Below are 23,374 nucleotides of genomic sequence, written 5' to 3'. Positions count from 1 at the left end.
CTAATCAGCGAATGCTTGTAGGACTGCGTATTAGCGCGAGGACGGTCAATACCTAGGCGCTCAACTTGGCGCAAGTATATTTCGTTTCCCCGTATCGGCGAAAGGAATTGGAAGTAAATGAAGTTAACAAGAATTAACCTTATTGTTCTTGTGCATGCTGTTAACAGCCCGTCGACGCCCGACAGGACGCCAGGGTTGCCCGACATATTTTTCGAATTTGTCCCGTAGCGCCCAAAGCCACATCACCCGACGCTCAGCAAGTCCCGGCAGACTCAACAGGTCGCCACCGAGCCAGGGAAGAAATGGATTGCGCCGCGCGTAAGACCAGATCTCCACACGTTCAACCGGGCGAGCGGACGCGCCGCGCGCATGAAAGCCGCCCGTATCGGCGACAATGAGGGTATTCGCCGGAACGCTGAGATCTTGCGGTTGAGGCAAGTTCATCCGCCGAAGTTCTTCCAGGCTGACGCGTGGCGAACCGCGCGCCGATAGACGATCGATTGCCGTCGGGTCTTTCAGGCTGCGTTCGTGCTCCCAATCGAGGCGAGCAGCATCGAAACGATGAGAGCCGGATACGAAACGAAACGGGGCCTCGTCGGGAGCCACGGGGTTCAGGAACAACCAGGCTTTCAGCGACGAATGAAAACTATCAGCGTGAAGCATCTCCTGGGGGTCTGCAGCTTCGCTTTCGTCGTGAGTGACGATAGTCTGAACGTAATGGAGCGGCGTGACGCGAAAGCTTGCGACGTAATGAAAGAGAGAGTTGAGGTCTTCGCGTGCGAGAAGGGTCCGCAACTGAGGGACGGAACGCAGCAGGTCGGGGTCCACGGCCAGCCGCCGCGTTATCGCATCGCCCTGGCGCATCTCCCGCGCGGGGCCTTCGTAATCGAGAATTGCTTGGCGAACCGTTGCAAATTGTTCTGGGGGTATGACGTTTTCGACAACCACGAAGCCGTTACGGTCAAACGCCTTGCGCCAGTCCGGCCGGACGCGCTTCGACAGGCGGCCACGTCGCCATCGGCAAAGCGCGGCCGCGGCACGAACGCGCGTGCGGTGGAGACCCCAGCGATTTAATCTCCGGGAACCGATAATCGGGTTGTCCAGAAAGCTTTTGGCTGAAGTTACCACTTGAAGGGCCCATAAAGGCAATAAAAGCAATGCCTTAACCGGTTTGAAAACGTTCATAGGACTGGGCAGCCGCTTGCTGAGGACCCGCCTTTCGACCAAGGCGTGCGGCAATGCAACCGTTTTTCCGGCCGAGCGGAGAACGGCGCGAAAGCGGTCGGACATTTTTGATGCCGTTGCATTCGACTTGTCGGCGTCATCCCGGTCCCATATGGGCTGGACGATGACCATGCCTTTCCTGCGCATTCCGCCTTATCCCGGACATCGCGCGTTACCGTTGGCGATAATGCCGACGGAAGCAACGGAACCGGCTATTAACGCGCGATCTATCGACGAGCTTGCCGCATGCCTTGTGCGCTGGCGGGTCGGCGGGAATTTCTGGGGCGCTAGCCCGGACTTGCCCCGGCGTCGCGACGTGGTCCTTTGCCCCTCCAACGCTGCGGCCCTTCCACACCTGATCGCAGCGGCGCGCGAGGCTGGAGTCATCGATCGCGCGGTTGTGCGGGGTCGGTTCGGAAGGTCAGCGGGGGTGCCTTGCATCGGTGCGAACATCGACCCCTGGGATCTGTGCGCCCGGGTGGCTTTGGTAATCGCGGACGGAGCCGATGAAGCGGCTCTGGTCGCCAGACTGATCGGCACCCAGTTGCAGATCGTGGGCGGCGGGAGCTTTGCCGCGCTTGCCGATGTTGATGGACTGAAACAAGTGCTGCGAACGGAAGTGATCGCGCGCTGGCGTTATCGCGATCCCTTCTACGGCGGTTCGATAACGGCCGCAGAAGTGATCGCGCTACTCGGCAAATGGCGTTTGCTGATTGAGGCGAACCGGCCAATCACGGCGGTCTATGGCGTAGCGCGATGGAAGCGGGTGACCGCAGACGCTTTGCTCTGGGATGGTATAAGGTCGGTGCCGCATGCCCGCGCCGGCGGCCGTCTGCGATCCAGGCCGGCAAAGGGCTCGCGCGTCGTAGCCTGGATCGCACGCACTGATGCACAGGCGATGGCGAACCTGGCCGAAAGCGGCGTCTCCGTGGGAGAGATCGAAGACGGGATGGTCCGTTCAACCGGGCTCGGTGCGAACTGTGTACCTCCGCTTTCGATTATCGTGGACGCTGCGGGCCCTCATTTTGATCCGGGCCAGGCCAGCGAGCTGGAGAATATCCTTCAGACCGCGGAGTTCGACGACGAATTGTTGCAACGCGCCGCGCATCTGCGCGCGACGCTCGTTGAGGCCGGCATCACCAAGTATGGCATGGATGAAGCGGGCGCCGTGCAGTCCCCCGGAATCCTGAGGCGGCGCACGGTACTTGTTACTGGCCAGGTCGAGGATGATCGTTCCGTGCAACTGGGGGGCGCCGGCTTGGACAACCTTTCGCTGCTGCGCCGGGCGCGACACGTCGAACCTGATGCGTGGATCGTGTTCAAGCCCCACCCGGACGTGGAGGCCGGCCATCGCACCGGACACGTTCCTGACGCGCGCGCGTTGGAATGGGCTGACGAGATCGACCGCACTTCCTCGATCATTGCCTTGCTTCGGTCAGTCGATGCGGTTCATGTTTTGACATCTCTCGCTGGTTTCGAAGCTCTTATGAGAGGGTGCGAGGTCATCACGCACGGCGTGCCTTTTTACGCGGGTTGGGGTCTCACCCGCGATCTGGGGCCGGTGCCCGCGCGACGAACGCGGCGGCGCACGCTGGACGAACTGGTGGCCGCGACATTGATTCTCTATCCTCGCTACGTCGATCCGGTTACGCGTTTGCCGTGCGAGCCGGAACTGCTCGTAGAACGGATTGCGCAAGGTCGTGGGCAAGTCCGTTCATCGCTTATTGTTCTTCGAGAACTGCAAGGGCAACTGAAGCGACGCCTGCAACGGAGTGAGACGCGATGAAGCCGATGATGTTGTCGCCGTCGGCCCGACGATTTCTTTTCCTGCAGGGGCCTCCCGGCCCGTTCTTTCGACAATTGGCCGATGCGCTTGTCGAGGCAGGTGCGAGCGTATTCCGCATCAATCTCTCCGGCGGAGATCAACGGGATTGGCCGGACGCCGCCACGCCATATCGCGGTTTGATGCGTGACTGGCCTTTGTTCTTTGATCGTTACGTGAGGCAACACAGCATCACCGATGTGGTCATGTTCGGCGACTGTCGGCCTGTTCACATGCGAGCCGGGCGGCTTGCCCGGCTCAGGGGCATTCACATCCACGTTTTCGAGGAAGGCTATATCCGACCAGACTGGATGACGCTGGAGCGGGACGGCGTAAACGGCTTTTCCCCTTTCGATCGTAGAGCCGAAGCCATTTTAGCCGCAGCAGCAAGCCTTCCCGAAGTTCCGGACCTGCCCGCGATAACGGCCTCTTTCGGGCGTAGGGCACATGACAGCTATTGGCATTATCATCGGGTCATTACCGGCCGGCTGCTGCTGCGTTATCCTTTTTACACCAGCCATCGGCCCGGCTCGATTTTGATCGAGGGCTTCGGATGGTTGCGGCGTTTCGCCCTGCGCGAGCGACGGGCCAAGGAGGCTGAGCAAGTTCTCGCCGCCATTGAGGGGAAACCTTACTTTTTGTTTCCCTTGCAACTATCTGGCGATTATCAGATTCGCGCGCATTCTCCATTTCTCTCCATGGGCATGGCGCTGGACTACGTCCTGGCGAGCTTTGCTCAGCATGCCCCCGCAGATGCTCTGTTGCTAGTCAAGGAGCATCCACTTGATGTCGGCTTTCGGAATTGGCGAAGCACACTACGCCGGCGCAGTGCGAAATACGGCCTCACCGGACGCGTGCTGCATATTGACGGTGGAGATCTGCAATTGCTGTGCAGGAATTCGCGGGGGGTGGTCTGCGTTAACAGTACGTCAGGCACGTTGGCGTTGGCGGCGGGAATGCCCGTGATCGTTCTTGGCGATGCGGTTTACGATGTGCCGGGCATCACTCACCAGGGCTCGCTTGATCGGTTCTGGCAAAAGCCGGAGGCGCCGGACATGGACCTGTGGGAAGCATTCAGGAAGGTGCTGCATCACCAATGCCTGGTGCGCGGCGGCGTTGCCAGCGAATCGGCGACGCGAGAGTTGATCGCTAATTCGGTAAAACGCATGCTGATTCCGGTCCAAGCGCCCGATGGTCCGATACGGCGCCGTTACCATAGCATGCCGGTTTAGGGCTGTTTAAGAAGAGGGCTCCAGGTTCTCGTCAGGAAGGCGTCCGCGTGCTCGCAGGAAGCCGAATAGGAGGTTGACCAGGGGATTCGACCAACCGGAATTGGTGGCAAAGTCGCGCTGCAACGTGTCGTGATGCAGTTGGTGCGCTGCTGGGGTCATCAGCAAACCTGCGCTGCGCATGGCATTGATGAACCACGGGTTTTGCACGCGATGCAGCGTGCCGTGGAAATACTGGGCGAAACCGCCACCTGCCAGAAATGCGACAAGTCCCGCCAACAGCCAGCTCGGAACGGTCCAGAGACTGGCGGTGGCATTGACCACGAGCGACAGGGGAAGGGCCCCGGCGATCACCGTCGATCCGATCAATCGCCACAGCCCTCGGCGACCCAGCGCATCGGGTCGAGGATGATGGTTCTTGAAATCGTAGGAAATGCGCTCGAACACGTTCAGCCGCTGCATCCGTTCGCGAAAAAGGCGCTGATATTCCTCAGATTCACGCGAGCCTTGATAGAAGAAGACGGCATCCAGGCCCATGCCGGGGCGGCAAGCGCGATAATCCATGTACATGTGAATCAGGCCGGAAAGAAGATCGGCCAAATACCAGCCTGCCAAGGCGGCAGGGATCGCGCGCCAGTCCAGGTCGACCAGAACCAGGCCCATATTCAGAGCGAGCGACGCCAAAAAGGCCGTTAGCAAGAGCTTTTGCAACCAGACCAAAGTTGGATTCCTCGGCACGCCGTTTCATGACGGCCCGTCTGTATGTCCTACATCGCCGGGGGTAACTTGCCAATTGGGCAGCCGTTTTGGCCAGCAGCCGGCATGGTGCTGTGAAGCAGGCTGGCAGGCAGCGGCTTCAGGAAGGGGGCATCACGCCCAGTTGCTCGACTACTTCCGGTTCGGGCGGCGCCAGCACGATAACGAGACGAAAACGCGCCGCGATCGCGGGTGAACGGCGAAACTTGCGGAAAGAGGCGGCGCAGCCATCTGCCGCACCGCCTCTTTCCGCCTGATCTCCGCTTACTTGAAGCGGATACCGATGCCGGCGGTCAAACGCTGGCGGGCCGAGTGGCCATGGTAGTTCGAATAGACGTATTGCACGTTCGTGTAGACCGGGAACGAACCGTGCGTCAGCGTGTATTCGACGCCGCCGCCCAGCTGATAGCCGTCGGCGCGATAGTGATCGTAGACGAGCTGGGTGCCGGTGGAGGAATCAATCCTGCGGCGCTGTTCGCCATTGACGTAGCCGCCCTTGCCGAAGACCAGCAAATCCGGCGTCACGAGATAGCCGGCGCGCACGGCGGCGCCCCATTCCTCGAACGCCTTGTGGCAGATGCTGTTCGTGTCAGGCAGGACCTGGCAATTCTCATTCCACTTGTTGGCGCGCCAAAAGCTTCCTTCGGCGCCGATCACGATGCGATCGCCGATCGTCCCGTCGAAACCGATGGTTCCGCCATAGCCCAATTTGTCGTTATGCACGCCTTCGGACTGAAAGCGATCGAGGCCGATGTTGCCCTCCACTCGAAGCCCTCGAAAGCTCGTGCCATTCTCAGACGTAGCACCCTGCGATGCATTGTCCTGCGCAAAGCTCGGTTGAGCCACCGCAGCTGCGGCAACCAGCGCTGCAACCTTCAGTCCTTTGCAGACCATTTGAATTCTCCGTTTAATCAACGTCATGTCAATCGACGCGCGTTAATCGCACAAAGGCTCATAAAGTTTCGAGCCATATGTTGATTGGCGGAAAATTCCTCGGCGTTAGTGGCGCGTTTGCCACACTCGTCACATTGCTCCGACAGAGATCGAGAAGAGCTGATTGGCGTCAGTGAGACGTGCCCGGACGGGGCGCCGTCAGCGCTGCGCATATTATATGTTGAGATGGATGGAAATGGATGCCCCGCGAGGATTCGAACCTCGATAGACGGAATCAGAATCCGTAGTCTTACCTTTAGACGACGGGGCATCGGAGGGCGCCCCTCTAGAGATCGATGCGAGTCGGGTCAAGCGCCCTTGCTCCGCGGCCTGGAGGAGGCTAGCATCGCCTCAGGTGCCCACCCAGACGGGCGGGAAGATGAACGAGATTTGATTACGATGGCGGAGCAGGATCCGCCGGCAAAGGTCGATGCGCGGGCCCGTGCCGGGCAGGGGCGCAAGAGGCGGAAGGGCAGATCGTGCCCGCCGGCCGCCGGCATAGCCAAGGCGAAAGCGCGCTCGATTGATGGCGGTCGGGCGTTTGAGGTGGACGCGGCGCCGGGCGATTTCGCGGGGTCGAGAATTGCCGTCCCCCAAGGGAAAGGACCGCCGCGCACGGGCCTGCCCCGCCAATCCTATGCCGCGATCGATCTTGGCACGAACAATTGCCGGCTGCTGATCGCCCGGCCCTCCGGTGAGAATTTTACGGTGATCGATGCTTTCAGTCGGGTAGTTCGGCTGGGCGAAGGACTAGCGCAGTCGGGCCGACTGTCCGACGCGGCGATGGAGCGCACTTTGGCGGCATTGCGCGTCTGCGCTGAGAAGCTGATGCGCCGCAACGTCTTCCTGGCGCGTTCAGTGGCGACAGAGGCGTGCCGTCGCGCCGAAAACGGGTTGGAATTCATTGAACGCGTCCGCCGCGAGACGGGAATTGCGCTCGACATCATCAGCGCTCGCGAGGAGGCGCGCCTGGCCGTGCTGGGCTGTCATGTCCTGCTGGAAGAGGGATTGGGCCCGGCGATGATCTTCGATATCGGCGGGGGGTCGACCGAACTGGTCCTGATCGAAAGCACGGACACGGTGCCGCGGATTCTCGATTGGCAAAGCGTCCCCTGGGGTGTCGTGTCGTTGACGGAAAGCTCCGGGCCGGAGGGTGGCACGCAGGCCGAGCGGCTGGCGCGTTTCCGCTATATGCGCGATGTGGTGTCGGAAAGTTTCGCCTCATTTTCCAAGCGGGTCGCGCCGGCGCGCGCGCGCGCGGGAGAAGGGGGAACCTTGCGCCTGCTCGGCACTAGCGGCACGGTCACCACTCTGGCCAGCCTGCATCTGGAACTGCCGCAGTATGACCGGCGCATGGTGGACGGGCTGATCGTTCCGGCCGAGTCCATGCGGGATATCAGCGCCAGGTTATCCTCCATGGCGATCGAGGAGCGGCGCGAACTCAACTGCATCGGTCGCGAGCGGGCGGACTTGGTGGTGGCGGGATGCGCGATATTGGAAGCCATTCTCGACTTGTGGCCGTCAGCGCGGCTCGGGGTGGCTGATCGCGGCATTCGCGAGGGCATTTTGCGTAGCCTGATCGCCTCGCATGGCCATGAGCCCCGCCCGCGCGCGGTGGAACAGGGGGACCGCCGGTCCATGGTGTTGCGGTGAGCAGGTCCGGCCGCGATCCCGGCGAGCGCCTGCGGACGGCGAAGAAGCGCTCGACCAGCTCGGCGCGCTGGCTCACGCGGCAGTTGAACGATCCCTATGTCAAGAAAGCCAAGGCGGATGGGTATCGCAGCCGCGCAGCTTACAAGCTTGTCGAACTCGATGAAAAATTCGGCCTGTTCAAAGGGGTGGAGCGCGCGGTGGACCTTGGCATCGCGCCGGGCGGATGGAGCCAGGTGCTGCGCCTAAGATGCCCCAAGGCCAGAATTGTCGGTATCGACCTGCTGCCCACTGAACCGATTGAGGGCGTGACGATCTTCCAGATGGACTTCATGGCCGACGAGGCTCCGGCCGCATTGGAAGGCGCGCTTGACGGTCCGCCGGACCTGGTCCTGTCCGACATGGCCGCGAACACGGTGGGCCACAAGCAGACGGACCATTTGCGCACGATGGGGCTGGTCGAGACTGCCGCCGACTTCGCGATCAGGTCTCTCGCCCCCGGCGGCACTTTCGTTGCCAAGGTCCTCGCCGGCGGGACGGATACGGAACTGCTGGCTCAGCTCAAGCGGCATTTCGCCAGCGTGAAGCACGCTAAGCCGCCGGCGAGCCGAAAGGATTCCTCGGAGTGGTACGTGATTGCGAAGGGCTTCAAGGGCTGAGCTGCCAGCGCCCTCGATAGGTGGTCGCCCGCCGCATTACTGCTAAGCGGCAATGGGATGGCTTTACAGCGCGCCGGAAGCTGGTCCGGCGCGCGTGCTTGCGATCAGTGGCCGGGAGTCTCGGAGGCGGCAGCGCGGTTAGCCGCATCGGCAGGCGCACCGGTTGCTTTGCCGTCCGCCGGCGCGGATCCGGCAGCCGGGGCAGTCGGCAACGGCAGATTCGATCCCTGCGAGTTGAGATAAGCGATGACATTGGCGCGATCTTCAGGCTTGGAAAGCCCAGCGAACGTCATCTTGGTGCCCGGCGCAAAAGCTTTGGGGCTGGTCAGCCATTCGTTCAGCTTGGCGAAGTCCCAATTGCCGCCCTTGCTCTTCAGCGCATCGGAGAAGGCGAAGCCGGCCACGCCCTGGCCGATCGCCTCACCGACGACGCCGTGCAGATTGGGGCCGATGCCGTTGGCGCCGCCCGCGTTGATCGTGTGGCACGAGGTGCACTTGGCGAAGACCGCCTGACCCTTGGCGACGTCAGCCTTGGCCAGCAGGGTTTCGATCGGAACTTCCTTTGCGCCGGCGCCCTCCGCCGCAACGCCGGCGATGGCATAGCCCATTGTTTCCGGACGTTCAGGCTTGTCTGCATGGAAGTATTTCGCGCTGACTATGCTCAGACCGAGCCCGACAATGCCGGCAAAAAGCGTCCAGCCGGCAATAGTGTTGAAACGATCGTCCATTCGTGCATGCCCCGCGGGTGAATGTTGGCCCATTCAGTTTGGTTCGCGCTCTAGTGGCGGGCTGGCCAGAGCGCAAGAGCCATTGATATCGCGGCCATTGCGGTTCGGGCGAATGCCGCCTAATCGCGCAAGATCATGCATTCATATCCCAAACCCGCACTCGAATTGGTGGCCCGCATGGCCGAAGCGGCCGCGGCCGAGCCCACCCGGGCGGTGACGTTCCAGGGCGCGCCGGGCTGCAATTCGCACCGCGCCGCTCTGGAATACGATCCCGATTGCCTGCCGCTGCCGTGTTTTTCCTTCGAGGACGCGCTTGATGCGGTGAAGGAAGGGCGTGCCGCGCGTGCGATCATTCCGATCGAAAATTCGCAGCACGGCCGGGTCGCCGACATCCACTTTCTGTTGCCGGAGAGCGGGCTTTCCATTGTCGGTGAGTATTTCATGGCGATTCATCACGCGTTGATGGCACTGGGCAATGGTCCTTTCTCAGGCGCTTACAGCCATCCGCAGGCACTCGGTCAATCGCGGCACTACCTGCGTGAGCGGGGAATCGTGCCGATGGCCTATGCCGACACAGCCGGAGCAGCGGCCTTCGTTCGTGAGGAGGGCGATTCGGCGGCATGCGCCATCGCGCCGAAGCTGGCGGCCGAGCTCTATGGCCTTAAGGTGATCGAGGAGAATGTGGAGGACGCGGCGGACAATACGACGCGTTTCGTCGTGCTGGCCAGGGAACCGATCGATCCGTTCCTGCTGGAAGGCCAGCCGACGATGACGACGTTCATCTTCGAGGTGAAGAACATCCCTGCCGCCCTTTACAAGGCGCTGGGCGGCTTCGCCACCAATGGGGTCAACATGACCAAGTTGGAAAGCTACCAGATCGGGGCCAGCTTTGCCGCCACCACGTTCTATGCCGATATAGAAGGCGCGCCGGGCGAACCGCGTGTTGACAGGGCGATGCAGGAACTGGCTTTCCACTGCAAATATGTGCGCCCACTGGGCACTTATCGCCAGGCCCGCCAGCGCGGCTGATCCCGCCGCGCCGCGAAGATTCATCTCCCCCAACCGCTTGCGCGGGATCATGCCGCATGCCAAGCAGGCCGGCGTGACGATTGCCGGGGGCCAGATCGCCGAAACGGCCGCGACCAGCGATGGCGCGCGGGAGTGGGAAGCCGTGCGCCGGACGGCGGATATCCAATACGTGCCGCTGCCACCACGGCCGCAGATGCCGCCCCCGCAGATGCCGGAGTGGCTTCAGGCATTGATGCGGGCGCTGGGTCGCGCGCTGGAAGCCATCTTCGGGCCGCTCGGGCGAATGCTCGGAATGTCGTGGCCGGCGTTCCAATGGTTATTGGTTGCGCTCGCGGCGTTGCTCGGCCTGTTCCTGCTCTGGCGTCTCGTCGGCCCCGTGATCGCGTGGTGGGCGAGCCGCCGCGAAGAGGGCGACGCGGCGCAATGGATGCCGACGCGGGCTGATGCGGAGGCATTGCTTGAAGATGCCGATCGCCTCGCGCGTGAAGGACGTTTCGCCGAAGCGACGCATCTCCTGTTGCGCCGCAGCGTCAGCCAGATTCGCAATGCCCACCCGGATTGGCTGCTTCCCGCGTCGACCGCGCGCGAAATTGCAAGGCTGCCGCTGCTGCCTGAGGCTGGTCGCGGCGCTTTCTCCGTCGTTGCCGTGCGCGTGGAGCGATCCCTTTTCGCGATGCGCGAACTTGATGCGCAGGACTGGGCGGCGGCGCGGGCGGCCTACGCCGACTTTGTCCGCATCGAGTTGTCCGCATGACGGGCGCATCCACCTCAAGGCAGGATCTGCCGGTCGGCGCCAATCCCTTTTCTCGTAGGGCGGTGCTGGCCATCGTCTTGATCGGGGGCGCGCTATTGCTCGCGCTGCTGTGGATGGTGGGGACCGGTGCGGGCATGGGCTCGATCAATGACGGTCAGGCGCAGGTCGGCAGCAAGGGGCTGACCGGCTATGCGGCCATGGCGGATTACCTTGAACGGCGCGGTTATGCCCTGCGACGGGTCCGCAACGAAGGCGCATTGAATGCCCCCGGCTTGCTGGTCCTTACCCCGCCGCCTTTTGCTGACGGCAAGGCGATCGAAAAGATCGTCGCCGCCCATCGCCATACTGGCCCGACTCTGGTGATTGGCCCCAAGTGGGTGGAGAGCCGGCCGCAGGCCGATGAAAAGGCGGTGAAGACCGGCTGGGTGCGCCTCAGCGGGACGCAAGCGCCGACTTGGAAGAATTTTCTGGACGAGGTTACGGTCGCGATCGGTCCGATAAGTCGGGGTCAGACGGCGAACTGGCGCGGCATGGGCATTTCCGGCTCCTTGCCTGACCGCCGCGCCGTGCTTTCGGGCAGGGGCGGCGATCTCGTTCCCCTGATCGTGGCGAGCGACGGCCGGGTCTTGGCCGCTTTCCTGGACGACGGGGGATCGTATTCGGGGCTGGAGAAGCTGGCCGCCCGCCGGCCGACCTTGGAGGTCCAGGACGAGAGGCTGCAGCCCCTCATCATCGTGTTCGAACCGGATCTGCTGAACAATTACGGCATGGCGCGCCCGCAAAGCGCCGAGCTTGCTGAAAGGCTCGTGCGCGCGGCGGGTGTAAGCCCCGGCGGGCCGGTGCTGTTCGACCTGACGCTCAATGGCCTGGGCCAGTCCGCCAACTTGCTTACGCTTGCCTTTACGCCGCCGTTCCTGGCCGCCACGCTGTGCCTGCTGCTGGCGGCGGTAGTGACCGGCTGGCGCGCCTTTCTGCGCTTTGGCCCGCCGTTCATGCCCGATCGTGCGATCGCGTTCGGCAAACTCGCGCTGGTGGCCAATGCCGCCGGACTGATGCGCAGGTCAGGGCGATTGCATCTGCTGGCCAACCCTTACGCAGACCGCGCCCGCGAACGGTTGGCGCAGGCGCTTGCTCTGCCGAGCGCGCTTGACGCGGAAGCGGCCGGTCACGCGATCGACCGCGCGCTGGCTTCCCGCCGTCCCGATGCCGAGCCTTTCACCGCGCTGGTCGAACGGCTGAAGGCCGCACGGGGCCCGCATGACCTTCTGAAAGCTGCGCGCGACCTTCACGCGCTCGAAAGGATGCTGATTCGATGACAGAACCCGATTCTCTCGGCCTTTCCGATGTAGCGACGCTGGCGGATGCGATCCGCGCGCAGATCGGCAAGGCCGTTGTCGGCCAGGCGCAGACGGTCGATCACTTGTTGATCGCGCTGATGGCCCGAGGGCATGTGTTGCTTGAAGGGCCGCCAGGAACCGCCAAGACTTTTCTCGCGCAATGCTTCGCGGCGACGCTTGGCCTCGATTTCGGCCGAATCCAGTTCACGCCTGACTTGATGCCCGGCGATATCCTCGGCTCCAACCTTTTCAACTTCCAGACCAGCCAGTTCACGCTGACGCGTGGGCCGATATTCTGCGATCTCCTGCTCGCCGACGAGATCAATCGCACACCGCCGAAGACGCAGGCCGCCCTGCTGGAAGCCATGCAGGAACGCCGCGTGACGCTGGACGGCACCGTCCACCCGCTGCCGGCGCATTTTACCGTCGTAGCCACGCAGAACCCGATCGAGAGCCAGGGGGTTTATCCCCTGCCCGAGGCCCAGCTTGACCGTTTCCTGTTCAAGCTGCTGGTGAGCTATCCCAGTGTTGAGGAGGAACAGCGCATCGTCGCGCGTTATGGCGAAAACCGGGGGGCGCCGAGCCCCGCCGAACTAGGCGTGGAGGCGGTGGCGTCGCCCGCCCGGCTCGAAGCGGCGACGCGGGCCGTAGCCACTGTCAGGCTGGCGCAAAGCATCATTGATTACGTGGTGCGACTGATCCGCGCGACTCGAGAAAGTCCGGATATTGCTTGTGGCGCATCTCCGCGCGCGGCCGTGCTGCTCGCCGGCGCCGCCCGCGCGCGCGCCGCGCTGGACGGGCGCGATTACGTGCTGCCGGATGACGTCAAGGCGCTGGCCGGCAGCGTTTTGCGCCACCGTCTCCTGCTCAGTCCCGCCGCGGAAATCGAAGGCAAACAGGTGGAGCATCTTGTCGCCGCGCTGGTCGAACAGACCGAGGCGCCGCGTTAGAACCGATGAGCGTCCGGCTCGCCCCGATTGTCCCGACTGCCCGCGCGGCCATGCTGCTGGCGCTGGCGGCGCCTGTGGCGCTGGTGATCGGCGCGACCCGGCCGGATGCGTGGCTGATCGCGCCGCTGACGGGGCTTGCGGTCTTCGTTCTCGTTCTGCTCGATGCGCTGTGGGCGGGGAGGCTGGAGGACTTTCACGTCTCCGTGCCCGGCGATGTCGAGGTGGGCGCGGAGGCGACGCTAAGCGCGCGAGCACAACTGCGTGGGGGGCGTACTTCAGGCATGCAGGTCGCGCTTGAATGCGATCCGCGGCTGGCGCCGGGCGGCCGGATGACCTTCAGTCTTGCACCTGAAGAGGGCGGATGGCGCGCAAACAACCCATTCAGCCCGTCCCGCCGGGGAACCGGCCAAGTGAAGCAGGCATGGTTGCGCTGGATCGGGCCGCTGGGATTGGGTGCACGCCAGCTGGTGGGCGATCTCGACCGAGAGGTTCGCGTTTGGCCGAATATTGGCGCAGTCCGTTCGCCGGCGCTGCAGGCGTTCCTGAAGGATGCGCAATTCGGCCTGATCGCAAGGCGAATGCGCGGCGAAGGCACGCAGTTCGAATCGCTTGCCGAATACCAGCCGGGCATGGACCGACGCCGCATCGACTGGAAATCCTCGGCCCGTCACGTTCATCTTTATGCCAAGGAATACGAGACCGAACGCAATAACCAGATCGTCTTCGCTTTCGATTGCGGGCAGGCGATGTGCGAGCCGATCCGAGGAATGCCAAGGTTGGACCGTGCGGTTTCGGCCGCCTTGGCGACGGCCTACGTCGCGCTCAAGGGTGGAGATCGCGTGGCCCTGTTCGGCTTTGCAGCACGGCCGGAAGTCTCCACGCCTTTCGTGGCCGCGTCCGGCGATTTTCATCGCCTGCAGCGCGCCGCCGCCGGTCTGGAATATCGTGCGGAGGAACCCAACTTCACGCTGGCGCTAGCCACGCTGGCCGGCCGTCTTCAGCGCCGCTCTCTGATCGTGGTGTTTTCCGATTTCACCGATCCCACCAGCGCGGAACTGATGATCGAGAGCATTGGACGACTGGTCTCCCGCCACGTCGTGCTTTTCGTGACCATGGCGGACGACGAGCTGGAGGGGCTTTCGACCGCTCAGCCGGATGATCTGGAAACGCTGTCCGAAGCGGTTTCCGCCGATCTGCTGCTGCGCCAGCGGGCGTTGGTCACGCGGCGGCTGCTTCAGATCGGGGTCGACGTCGTGGAAGCGCCGTTCGACCGTATCGGCACGCGGCTGCTGGACGCCTATCTGGAAGTCAAGCGATCGGGAGCGATCGGATGAATGCCGCTGTTGCAACGCCTTCCGCCATCGAAACCGCGGCCCTGCGTTCCGACCGCTTCCGGCTGGAGCGCGAAGCGGACTGGAAGCGGCTGGAAACGATTATCACGCGCATGGAAAAGGGCCGGCTGCGCGGCCTTTCCGATGACGATCTGCTGGCTTTGCCGGCTCTTTATCGCACTGTCGCATCGAGCCTTTCCATCGCGCGCGAAACATCGCTCGACGCTGCGACGCTGGCTTATCTGGAAGCACTGGTGCAGCGGGCCTGGTTCGTCGTCTACGGTCCCCGCTCTTCGCTGGGACAATGGATGCGCCGGTTCCTGGGCGGCGGCTGGAGCGCCGCGGTGCGGGCGATCTGGCTGGATGTGCTGATCGCCTTGGGCGTCATGGTCGCTGGCGCCGTGGTTGGCTGGTTGCTCGTCAGCCACGATCCGGAATGGTATTTCACGCTCGTTTCCAAAGACATGGCCGGCGCCCGTGTGCCCGGCGCGAGCGCGCAGGTTCTGCGTGGGACGTTGTTCGGTCAGTCCGGGCAAGAGGGCATGAGCGTTTTTGCCGCGCAATTGTTCAGCAACAATGCGCAGGTCTCCATTCTCGCCTTCGCGCTCGGCTTTGCTTTCGGGCTGCCCTCGTTGTTGCTTCTGGTGCAGAACCTCTCAGTGCTGGGCGCGATGGCGTGGCTTTATTATCGCGCCGGGCTGGCAATCGACTTCGCGGGCTGGATCGTCGTTCACGGCACCACCGAACTGTTCGCGATTCTGCTCGCCGGCGCGGCCGGGCTCCACATCGGACGTGCGATCGCCTTTCCGGGCGCACGGCCGGTGCTGCAGTCGGCGGCGGAGGCCGGGCGGCGCGCCGCGCTGGTGATGACGGGCGTTGTGCTGATGCTGGTGGTAGCGGCGATGCTCGAAGGCTTTGCTCGCCAGCTTGTCGATCATACGCCAGGCCGCTTTGTCGTCGGAACCTTCATGCTCGTCCTCTGGTGCGCTTATTTCTTCGCATTCCGGGGCAATGCGGGGCTGACGAGACAGCCATGAGCGCGACTCCCACTCGCCTGCGCCGCTCCGCCAGAGATCGGATATTGATAACGCCGGAAGGCATCGCGCTGCCGGTAACGGTTGCCGGCCGCGGGGCGCGGCTGGGTGCGCTGCTCCTCGACCTGACCTTTATCCTGGTGCTGATGATCGGCTCCACCCTGGCGCTTGCGGCGATCGCGGGAGGAGTGGGGCAGGTGATCCGCGATGCGGGCATGAAATCGGCGGTGGGGCGGGCGATCCAGTTCCTGCTGATCGTGTGGATTGTCATCATGTTCCTGTTCCGTAACGCCTATTTCCTGTTCTTCGAACTGGGCCCGCGTGGAGCCACGCCCGGCAAGCGGCTGGCCGGCATCCGCATCGCAGCGCGTGACGGAGGGCGGCTCACGGCCGAGATGGTGATCGCCCGCAACCTTTTGCGCGATATCGAACTGTTTCTGCCGCTTGTCCTGCTCGCGTCCGCGGGTGCTGACAGTGGCGCGGCCTGGCTTGCGGCGACGGCATGGTTCCTGATCTTCATGTTGTTTCCCTTCTTCAATCGGGACGCCTTGCGGGCCGGTGACGTGATAGCGGGCTCCTGGGTCCTGGAACGGCCGCGCCAAAAGCTTGAGGCGGCCTTGACGGTAACCGACAATCGGGAGGCCGGCGGGCTTATGCGCGGCGACGAGGACGCGCCGTCTGCGCCCCGCCCGGCATATCGGTTCGATGATGTCGAGCTGGCGGTTTACGGCGAGTTCGAGCTGCAGGCACTGGAACGTGTCCTGCGTGAGAACCGGCAGCAGGCGATCGAAACCGTCTATCGCACGATAGCCGGCAAGATCGGCCGCAACGACGGATGGAACGATGAAAGGGCCTTCCTTCAGGACTATTATCGGCAATTGCGGGCAAGGCTGGAAAGCGGCATGCGCATGGGGCGACGCAAGGCGGACAAGTTTTCGTAAGGGATGGCGATGAACTTGCGACCTGCCGTTCCCGCCGATGCCGCCATGCTCGCCGAGTTTGGCGCTCATGCGTTCACGACGAAGTTCGGCCATCTCTATCGGTCTGCGGATCTGGCCACTTTCCTGGCTGAAACCCACCGCCAGGCAAAAGTCGGCGGCGAAATCGCCGATCCACGGATGCGTGTCATGCTGGCCGAGGAGGCGGGGCAGCTAATGGGTTACTGCAAACTCGTGATGACTTGCGCCTGGCCTGAAAACGCGCGTGGGCGGCGTGCCATCGAACTCAAGCAGCTTTACACCGATCCGGCGACGACCGGGCAGGGCATCGGCGCGCGATTGTTGAACTGGGCGATGGAAGAAGCGCGGCGGTTCGGTGCGGATGAGATCCAGCTTTCCGTCTATTCCGAAAATTACGGCGCCCAGAGATTCTACTGTCGCCATGGCTTCGAAAGGATCGCCGACATTCATTTTATGGTCGGTGAGCACCGCGATGAGGAGTTTCTTTACGCGCGAAGATTGTGATCTGCCTGATCGGCGGCGCTTAAAACCATTTGAGCTTGCGCGCGATCAGCAGTTCCACGGCGAAGATGCCCAGGCACATAGCCACGATGATCCAGAATCCGTGGGAGCCGGGTGTCGCCAAAGGAATGTCGCCCACGTTGATGCCCAAAAGGCCGGTGATGAAGCTGAGCGGCAGGAAGATGCCCGCGACGATGGTCAGCATGTTCTGCGTTCGTTGTGTGCTGGCGGCCACGCGGGCGCGGATGTCGTCCTGCAGCACGATGGCGCTTTCCTTGCTGATGTCCAGGTCGTCGATGTAGCGGCGCAGGCGGGCGATGGTCTCGGCGATTTCGCGCCGGTCATGGTCTTCGAACCAGGCTGGGGCGTGATTGGCGATGGCGAGCAGCGCCTCGTGCTGCGGCGACATGTGCCGCTTTAGGGCCAGGCAATTGCGCCGGATCGTTGCGATCTTGTCCAGCATGGCGTCTGTGCCGGTGTCGATCGTTTCGTCCTCCATCTCGTTGATCGCGTCGTTCATGTCGATGATGGCGTGGCTCATCCGGTCAATCAGATCTTCGGTCAGCGCGGTGACGAGCGAACCTGCGTCAACCGGCCCGGTGCCGGCGTCGATCTCGTCGCAAATGATACGCGGCGTCTGTTGGGGCAGACGGCGCAAAGTTACGACGCGCGCACCGTCGCTCCAAAGCTGCATCGAGAGCATGTCTTCCGGCTCCGCGCCCGGGTTGAAGTTGATGCCGCGCAGCGTGGCCACTAGCGTCGATCCTTCCCGCAAAGCGCGGGGGCGCGTGTCGTCACTGGTAAGCAGCTCGGCCGTGGGGCGGGGAATCGCCAGATGATCTTCCAGCCATTGCTGGACGCCCGGATGCGTGCGCAGCAAGTGAACCCACAGCACTTCGCCTTCGGCGCCGGGGCGCCATGCCTGCACGGCCTCCCAATCGATCGTACGCGCGCCACCCTCGCTATCTAGGACGCGCCCGAACAGCAGGGGCATGGCGCCATCGCCCTCGTCAGTCGGCAGTTCATGAATCATGGCGTTCTGCATGCCCGAAAACCGCCGAAGGCAAAAGGGCATGCCAAAGCGGCTTCAAACAGTCATCTCCAACGCTTATAGGGGCCGGATGTCCTCAATCAGACCATGGCGCGATATAGAGCGCCGCAAGAGCCGCCAGATTATGGTTGGCAGCGTGCCGGTGGGCGGCGATGCGCCGATCACGGTGCAGACCATGACTAATACGCCGACTTCCGACGCGAAGGCGACGATCGACCAGATTCGCCGTTGCGAAGAGGCCGGGGCGGACCTCATCCGCGTTTCCTGTCCGGACGTTGAGAGCACCACCGCTTTCCGCGAAATCGCGCGCGCCGCGCAAGTGCCGCTGATCGCCGACATCCATTTCCACTACAAGCGCGCCCTGGAAGCGGCTGATGCGGGCGCGGCGTGCCTGCGGATCAATCCCGGCAATATCGGCTCTGACGAGCGCGTCGCCGAGGTCGTGCGCGCGGCGAAGGCGAACGGTTGCGCCATCCGCATCGGGGTCAATGCCGGCAGTCTGGAGAGGGATCTGCTGGAAAAATACGGCGAGCCTTGCCCGGAAGCCTTGGTGGAATCGGCGCTCGATCACATCAAGCTGCTGCAGGACCATGACTTCCACGAATACAAGGTGGCCGTGAAGGCCAGCGACGTGTTCCTGGCTGTCGCCGCTTATCAGGGCCTTGCCGAAGCGGTCGATTGCCCTCTGCACCTGGGCATTACTGAAGCGGGCGGACTGATCGGCGGCACGGTGAAAAGCGCGATCGGCATCGGTAACCTGCTCTGGGCCGGCATCGGCGACACTTTGCGCGTTTCTCTCTCGGCAGAGCCGGAGGAGGAAGTACGGGTCGGGTTTGAGATCCTGAAAAGCCTTGGCCTGCGTACGCGCGGCGTGCGCGTCGTCTCCTGCCCTTCCTGCGCGCGGCAGGGGTTCGACGTGATCCGCACGGTGGAAGCACTGGAAGCCCGCCTGCAGCACATCAAAACCCCGCTTTCGCTCTCGGTCCTCGGCTGCGTCGTCAACGGCCCCGGTGAAGCGCGCGAGACCGATATCGGTGTGACCGGCGGCGGCAACGGCAAGCACATGGTCTATCTTTCCGGCGTGACGGATCATCACGTTCAGAGCGAAGACATGCTTGACCATATCGTAACCCTGGTCGAGGCTAAGGCCGCCGAGATCGAGGCGGCGGAAGCTGCGCAAGCGCAAGCAGCGGAGTAGGCTTCCGATCGGTTTGGCAACGGACCGCACTCAAGTCAGCAATACCGTCGCTCGATTGATTATGCGATCGCTGTTTTAACTTGGTCTAAGCAAATCCCGCATAGCCTTGCGGCCATGCGCATTGGCCCGGTAATCCTGCTTCTCGGAACGGCGGTCGTCGTCGGTTGGATCGCACCCGATCTGTCCGTGCGGCACGGCGGCGACGCCTCAGCTTCCGTCGTTACCGATTCCGTGACTCATCGTGAGTCCGAAGCTACGGACGACACCGTGCTCGTCCGGGAGAGCGACGGCCACTTCTACGCCGACGCCGGGGTCAATGCACACCGCACGCATTTCCTCGTTGACACCGGTGCAAGCATGGTTGCGTTGACCGGAGACGACGCGCGCGCGATCGGATTGAGTTGGAGCGAGGCCGATATTGTTCCGGTGGGCAACGGCGCCAACGGCGTCGTTTTCGGGGTGCCGGTAAAGCTCGATCGCATCAAACTGGCAGGGTTCCAGGCATATGATGTGGAGGCGGCGATCATCCCCAAAGGGCTTGAGGTCTCGCTGCTCGGCCAGTCGTTTCTGACGCGGTTGCGCGGCGTTCGGATCGAAGGGGATCGGATGACGCTCAGCGGCGATAGCTGATCTCGCTCAAAAACAACCCGCAAGCCCTGCAAGGCTGGACCAGACCACGAGAGCGACCATGCCGATGACGGAGGCCATGGCGGCCTGGGGAACTTTCGATTCGGGGGCGTTCACGTCTGTTCATGCCTTGGGGAGTGGGGGCGGCTGACTGATAGACCTGCCGCGTGCGCAAGACCATGTCGCTGGTCGGGCGGCGTCGCCCATTGGTCGAGCCGGTTCGCCCCCAAAGGCAGCCTGCAACAATGAAAGAGCCCCGCCGGACGCTCCGGCGGGGCTCTTCATGTCGCCTTGGACGAAGCCTTATTCGGCGTCGGCCTCATCATCCTTGATGAGGTAATCACCGGCGTCGGCGTCAGTGCCGTGAGTTTCGCCTTCGACGGCGGCCAGCGGATCGTCGCCCAGATCATCCAGCGGATCACGGCGCAGTTCGGCTTCATGCTCTTCGGCCGCGCTGTCCGCGGCGATGAGGGCGTCCTGCATGCGGCGATAGGATGCACGCAGCGCGGCGTCCCTGCTCGACGCGGCGACGCGGACACGGTTCATGCCCGCACCGGTGCCCGCCGGGATCAGACGGCCGACGATGACGTTTTCCTTAAGGCCGATCAGCGAGTCCCGTTTGCCCTCGACCGCCGCCTGCGTGAGCACGCGGGTGGTCTCCTGGAACGAGGCCGCCGAGATGAACGAGCGGGTCTGAAGCGACGCCTTGGTGATGCCGAGCAGCACCGGCTTGCCTTCGGCGGGCTTCTGGTCCGCTTTCAGCTTGCTGTTGATCTCGTTCATCTCCTCGTAGTCGACCTGCTCGCCCGGCAGCAGCGTGGTATCGCCGCCATCAGTGATCTCGACTTTCTGCAACATCTGGCGAACGATCACCTCGATGTGCTTGTCATTGATCTTCACGCCCTGAAGTCGGTAGACTTCCTGGATTTCCGCGACGAGGTATTCCGCCAGCGCCTCGACACCCAGCACTTCGAGAATGTCGTGCGGATCGGGGCTGCCCGAGATCAGGTTGTCACCCTTCTTGACGTAGTCGCCTTCCTGGACGTCGATCACCTTGCTCTTGGGGATCAGGTATTCGACCGCTTCGCCTTCCTCGGGGATGATCGCGATCTTGCGCTTGGCCTTGTAGTCACGCACGAACTCGATGCGACCGGAGACCTTGGCGATCACCGCGTTGTCCTTGGGCTTGCGCGCCTCGAACAGTTCGGCGACGCGCGGTAGACCGCCGGTGATGTCGCGGGTCTTGGCGGCTTCGCGGCTGGCGCGGGCGATGATGTCGCCCGCTTCCACCGTCTGGCCGTCCTCCACCGAGAGGGTCGTGCCCGGCGCCAGCATATAGCGCGCGGTCTCGCCCGAAGCTTCGTCAAGGAGAGTGATGCGCGGACGCAGATCCTCCTTCTTCTTGGAGCTGCGCGAGGAACGATCCTCCGTCACCACGCGGCTGGTCATGCCGGTGGCGTCGTCAGTCAGTTCGGTCAGCGTGCGGGTGTCGATCAGGTCCTGATACTTCACCACGCCCGAAGTTTCGGTGATGATCGGCAGAGTGAAGGGGTCCCACTCGGCCAGGCGTTCGCCTTCCTTCACCGCCGCGCCGTCCGTATGGAGCAGCACGGTGCCGTAAGGCACGCGATGGATCGCGCGCTCACGTCCCTCGGTATCGATCACCACGACTTCGCCATTGCGGGCCAGCGACAAGCGACGGCCGCGCTTGTCCACGATCGTCGGAATGTCGCGGTACTGGACCGTGCCGTCGCTGATCGATTCCAGATGGCTGGTTTCGTTGAGCTGCGCGGCGCCGCCGATGTGGAAGGTGCGCATGGTGAGCTGTGTGCCCGGCTCGCCGATCGACTGCGCGGCGATGACGCCTACCGCTTCGCCGATGTTGACCGGGGTGCCGCGTGCAAGGTCACGGCCATAGCACCTGGCGCAGACGCCCTGCTCCGCCTCGCAGACCAGCGGCGAGCGGATGCGCGCGGCCTGAACGCCGGTCGCCTCGATCGCGGCCACCGCGGGCTCGTCGAGCAACTGGCCGTTGGCGGCCACGATATTGCCCTGCTTGTCCACGATATCCTCGGCCAGGGTGCGGCCCAGGATACGCTCGGCGAGCGAGGCGATGGTTGAGCCGCCCTGCACGATCGAGCGCATTTCCAGCGCGCGTTCCGTGCCGCAGTCCTCGATCACGACCACGCAGTCCTGCGACACGTCGACCAGACGGCGCGTCAGGTAACCCGAGTTTGCCGTCTTGAGCGCGGTGTCGGCCAGACCCTTGCGAGCGCCGTGCGTCGAGTTGAAGTATTCAAGAACGGTGAGACCTTCCTTGAAGTTCGAGATGATCGGCGTCTCGATGATCTCGCCCGAAGGCTTAGCCATCAGGCCGCGCATGCCGGCCAGCTGCTTCATCTGCGCCGGGCTGCCGCGCGCGCCGGAATGGCTCATCATGTAGATCGAGTTGATCTGCGCCATGCGGCCGGTTTCGGGATCGATGGGCTGGGCCCGGATCTCATCCATCATCGCGTTCGCAACCTGGTCGCCGCAGCGGCTCCAGGCGTCGATCACCTTGTTGTACTTTTCCTGCTGAGTGATGAGGCCGTCCTGGTACTGCTGCTCGTAATCGGCCACCAGTTCCTTGGTCTCATTGACCAGGGCTTCTTTCGAATCAGGGATAATCATGTCATCCTTGCCGAAGGAGATGCCTGCCTTGAACGCGTGCCGGAAGCCGAGCGACATGATCGCGTCCGCGAAGAGCACTGTGTCCTTCTGGCCGGTGTGACGGTAGACTTGGTCGATGACGTCGCCGATCTCCTTCTTGGTGAGGAGGCGGTTGACGACATCGAAGGGCACCGTGTGGCTCTTGGGCAGGCACTCGCCGATCAGCATGCGGCCGGGCGTGGTCTCGAACCGCTTCATGTACTGCTGGCCCTGCTCGTCCGTCTGCGGAACGCGCGCCTCGATCTTCGAGTGCAGCGTCACCGCGCCGGTGAACAGCGCCTGGTGCACTTCGGCCATGTCGCCGAACTTCATGCCTTCGCCCGGCTCGCCGGTACGATCCATCGACAGATAGTACAGCCCCAGCACCATGTCCTGCGAAGGCACGATGATCGGCTTGCCGTTGGCGGGCGAGAGGATGTTGTTGGTCGACATCATCAGCACGCGCGCTTCGAGCTGGGCTTCCAGCGAAAGCGGCACGTGGACGGCCATCTGGTCACCGTCGAAGTCGGCGTTGAAGGCTGAGCAGACCAAGGGGTGCAGCTGGATCGCCTTGCCTTCGATCAGCACCGGCTCGAAGGCCTGAATGCCCAGGCGATGGAGCGTCGGCGCGCGGTTCAGCATCACGGGGTGCTCGCGGATCACCTCGTCCAGGATATCCCAGACTTCCTTGCGCTCCTTTTCCACCCACTTCTTGGCCTGCTTCAGGGTCATCGAAAGACCCTTGGCGTCAAGCCGGGCGTAGATGAAGGGCTTGAACAGTTCGAGCGCCATCTTCTTGGGCAACCCGCACTGGTGCAGCTTGAGTTCCGGCCCGGTCACGATCACCGAACGGCCCGAATAGTCGACGCGCTTGCCGAGCAGGTTCTGGCGGAAACGGCCCTGCTTGCCCTTGA

Annotated in this window: 20 protein-coding genes and 1 tRNA gene; 14 read left to right on the top strand and 7 right to left on the bottom strand. The window is 63.2% G+C overall.

Going from position 1 to position 23,374, the window contains the following annotated elements:
* Positions 1-123 precede the first annotated feature (123 nt).
* Complete coding sequence (locus V7D69_RS11880) at positions 124-1,185, bottom strand: phytanoyl-CoA dioxygenase family protein (protein ID WP_333605893.1); 1,062 nt, start codon at positions 1,183-1,185, stop codon at positions 124-126.
* A gap of 163 nt (positions 1,186-1,348) precedes the next feature.
* On the opposite strand from V7D69_RS11880, the gene V7D69_RS11875 reads away from it, so the two are divergent.
* Both V7D69_RS11875 and V7D69_RS11870 read left to right on the top strand, forming a co-directional pair.
* Complete coding sequence (locus V7D69_RS11875; RefSeq protein WP_333605892.1) at positions 1,349-3,010, top strand: capsular polysaccharide export protein, LipB/KpsS family; 1,662 nt, start codon at positions 1,349-1,351, stop codon at positions 3,008-3,010.
* Entirely contained in the window at positions 3,007-4,278 is a 1,272-nt protein-coding gene (locus V7D69_RS11870) for a capsule biosynthesis protein (RefSeq protein WP_324061534.1), read from the top strand. The genes V7D69_RS11875 and V7D69_RS11870 overlap by 4 nt, the downstream gene beginning before the upstream one ends.
* A gap of 6 nt (positions 4,279-4,284) precedes the next feature.
* Here the strand turns inward: V7D69_RS11870 and V7D69_RS11865 are convergent, their stop codons facing one another.
* From V7D69_RS11865 to V7D69_RS11855, 3 genes are all read right to left on the bottom strand, one after another.
* Positions 4,285-4,995: a fatty acid desaturase CarF family protein gene (locus V7D69_RS11865; protein WP_324061536.1), complete on the bottom strand. Its 711-nt coding sequence runs from the start codon at positions 4,993-4,995 to the stop codon at positions 4,285-4,287.
* 300 nt (positions 4,996-5,295) lie between these two features.
* Positions 5,296-5,925: an outer membrane protein gene (locus V7D69_RS11860; RefSeq protein WP_324061538.1), complete on the bottom strand. Its 630-nt coding sequence runs from the start codon at positions 5,923-5,925 to the stop codon at positions 5,296-5,298.
* Between the two features lie 236 nt (positions 5,926-6,161).
* A tRNA-Gln gene (locus V7D69_RS11855) sits at positions 6,162-6,235 on the bottom strand.
* Between the two features lie 128 nt (positions 6,236-6,363).
* Between V7D69_RS11855 and V7D69_RS11850 the strand changes: the two genes are divergently transcribed.
* Together V7D69_RS11850 and V7D69_RS11845 are read left to right on the top strand one after the other, a co-directional pair.
* Entirely contained in the window at positions 6,364-7,617 is a 1,254-nt protein-coding gene (locus V7D69_RS11850) for a Ppx/GppA phosphatase family protein (protein ID WP_333605891.1), read from the top strand.
* Entirely contained in the window at positions 7,614-8,273 is a 660-nt protein-coding gene (locus V7D69_RS11845; RefSeq protein ID WP_324060916.1) for an RlmE family RNA methyltransferase, read from the top strand. Before V7D69_RS11850 ends, V7D69_RS11845 begins: the two co-directional genes overlap by 4 nt.
* A gap of 104 nt (positions 8,274-8,377) precedes the next feature.
* Here V7D69_RS11845 and V7D69_RS11840 read toward each other — a convergent pair whose 3' ends face one another.
* Entirely contained in the window at positions 8,378-9,001 is a 624-nt protein-coding gene (locus V7D69_RS11840; RefSeq protein WP_324060917.1) for a c-type cytochrome, read from the bottom strand.
* A 135-nt stretch (positions 9,002-9,136) separates the two neighbouring features.
* Between V7D69_RS11840 and V7D69_RS11835 the strand changes: the two genes are divergently transcribed.
* From V7D69_RS11835 to V7D69_RS11800, 8 genes are read left to right on the top strand one after another with little or no spacing between them, the layout of a single operon-like run.
* Positions 9,137-10,030, top strand: a complete 894-nt coding sequence (locus tag V7D69_RS11835; RefSeq protein WP_324060918.1) for a prephenate dehydratase — start codon at positions 9,137-9,139, stop codon at positions 10,028-10,030.
* Between the two features lie 49 nt (positions 10,031-10,079).
* A complete protein-coding gene (locus tag V7D69_RS11830; RefSeq protein WP_324060919.1) occupies positions 10,080-10,784 on the top strand; it encodes a hypothetical protein in 705 nt (234 codons plus the stop codon).
* The gene (locus V7D69_RS11825) at positions 10,781-12,100 is read left to right on the top strand and encodes a DUF4350 domain-containing protein (protein ID WP_333605890.1); all 1,320 of its coding nucleotides are present in this window, start codon (positions 10,781-10,783) and stop codon (positions 12,098-12,100) included. The genes V7D69_RS11830 and V7D69_RS11825 overlap by 4 nt, the downstream gene beginning before the upstream one ends.
* Entirely contained in the window at positions 12,097-13,071 is a 975-nt protein-coding gene (locus V7D69_RS11820) for an AAA family ATPase (protein ID WP_324060921.1), read from the top strand. The genes V7D69_RS11825 and V7D69_RS11820 overlap by 4 nt, the downstream gene beginning before the upstream one ends.
* 5 nt (positions 13,072-13,076) lie before the next feature.
* Complete coding sequence (locus V7D69_RS11815; RefSeq protein WP_324060922.1) at positions 13,077-14,405, top strand: DUF58 domain-containing protein; 1,329 nt, start codon at positions 13,077-13,079, stop codon at positions 14,403-14,405.
* Positions 14,402-15,439: a stage II sporulation protein M gene (locus tag V7D69_RS11810; protein ID WP_333605889.1), complete on the top strand. Its 1,038-nt coding sequence runs from the start codon at positions 14,402-14,404 to the stop codon at positions 15,437-15,439. Before V7D69_RS11815 ends, V7D69_RS11810 begins: the two co-directional genes overlap by 4 nt.
* Positions 15,436-16,377 (top strand): RDD family protein, encoded by a 942-nt coding sequence (locus V7D69_RS11805; RefSeq protein WP_324060924.1) that lies wholly within the window; start codon positions 15,436-15,438, stop codon positions 16,375-16,377. Before V7D69_RS11810 ends, V7D69_RS11805 begins: the two co-directional genes overlap by 4 nt.
* Positions 16,378-16,386: 9 nt before the next feature.
* Positions 16,387-16,899 (top strand): GNAT family N-acetyltransferase, encoded by a 513-nt coding sequence (locus V7D69_RS11800; RefSeq protein ID WP_324060755.1) that lies wholly within the window; start codon positions 16,387-16,389, stop codon positions 16,897-16,899.
* 19 nt (positions 16,900-16,918) lie between these two features.
* Here V7D69_RS11800 and V7D69_RS11795 read toward each other — a convergent pair whose 3' ends face one another.
* Positions 16,919-17,929 (bottom strand): zinc transporter ZntB, encoded by a 1,011-nt coding sequence (locus V7D69_RS11795; protein WP_324060756.1) that lies wholly within the window; start codon positions 17,927-17,929, stop codon positions 16,919-16,921.
* Between the two features lie 88 nt (positions 17,930-18,017).
* Between V7D69_RS11795 and ispG the strand changes: the two genes are divergently transcribed.
* Complete coding sequence (gene ispG, locus V7D69_RS11790; protein WP_324060757.1) at positions 18,018-19,145, top strand: flavodoxin-dependent (E)-4-hydroxy-3-methylbut-2-enyl-diphosphate synthase; 1,128 nt, start codon at positions 18,018-18,020, stop codon at positions 19,143-19,145.
* Positions 19,146-19,259: 114 nt separating this feature from the next.
* On the top strand, positions 19,260-19,775 hold the full coding sequence (locus tag V7D69_RS11785; protein WP_333605888.1) for a retropepsin-like aspartic protease family protein: 516 nt from the start codon (positions 19,260-19,262) through the stop codon (positions 19,773-19,775).
* Positions 19,776-20,075: 300 nt separating this feature from the next.
* Here the strand turns inward: V7D69_RS11785 and rpoC are convergent.
* Positions 20,076-23,374 (bottom strand): DNA-directed RNA polymerase subunit beta' (gene rpoC, locus V7D69_RS11780; protein WP_333605887.1); only part of this gene is annotated, 3,299 nt, incomplete at its 5' end.

The organism is Novosphingobium sp., assembly GCF_036733805.1.
GTDB lineage: Bacteria > Pseudomonadota > Alphaproteobacteria > Sphingomonadales > Sphingomonadaceae > Novosphingobium.
The sequence above is the reverse complement of the archived record's forward strand: the minus strand, read 5'-3'. Positions and strand labels throughout refer to the sequence as shown.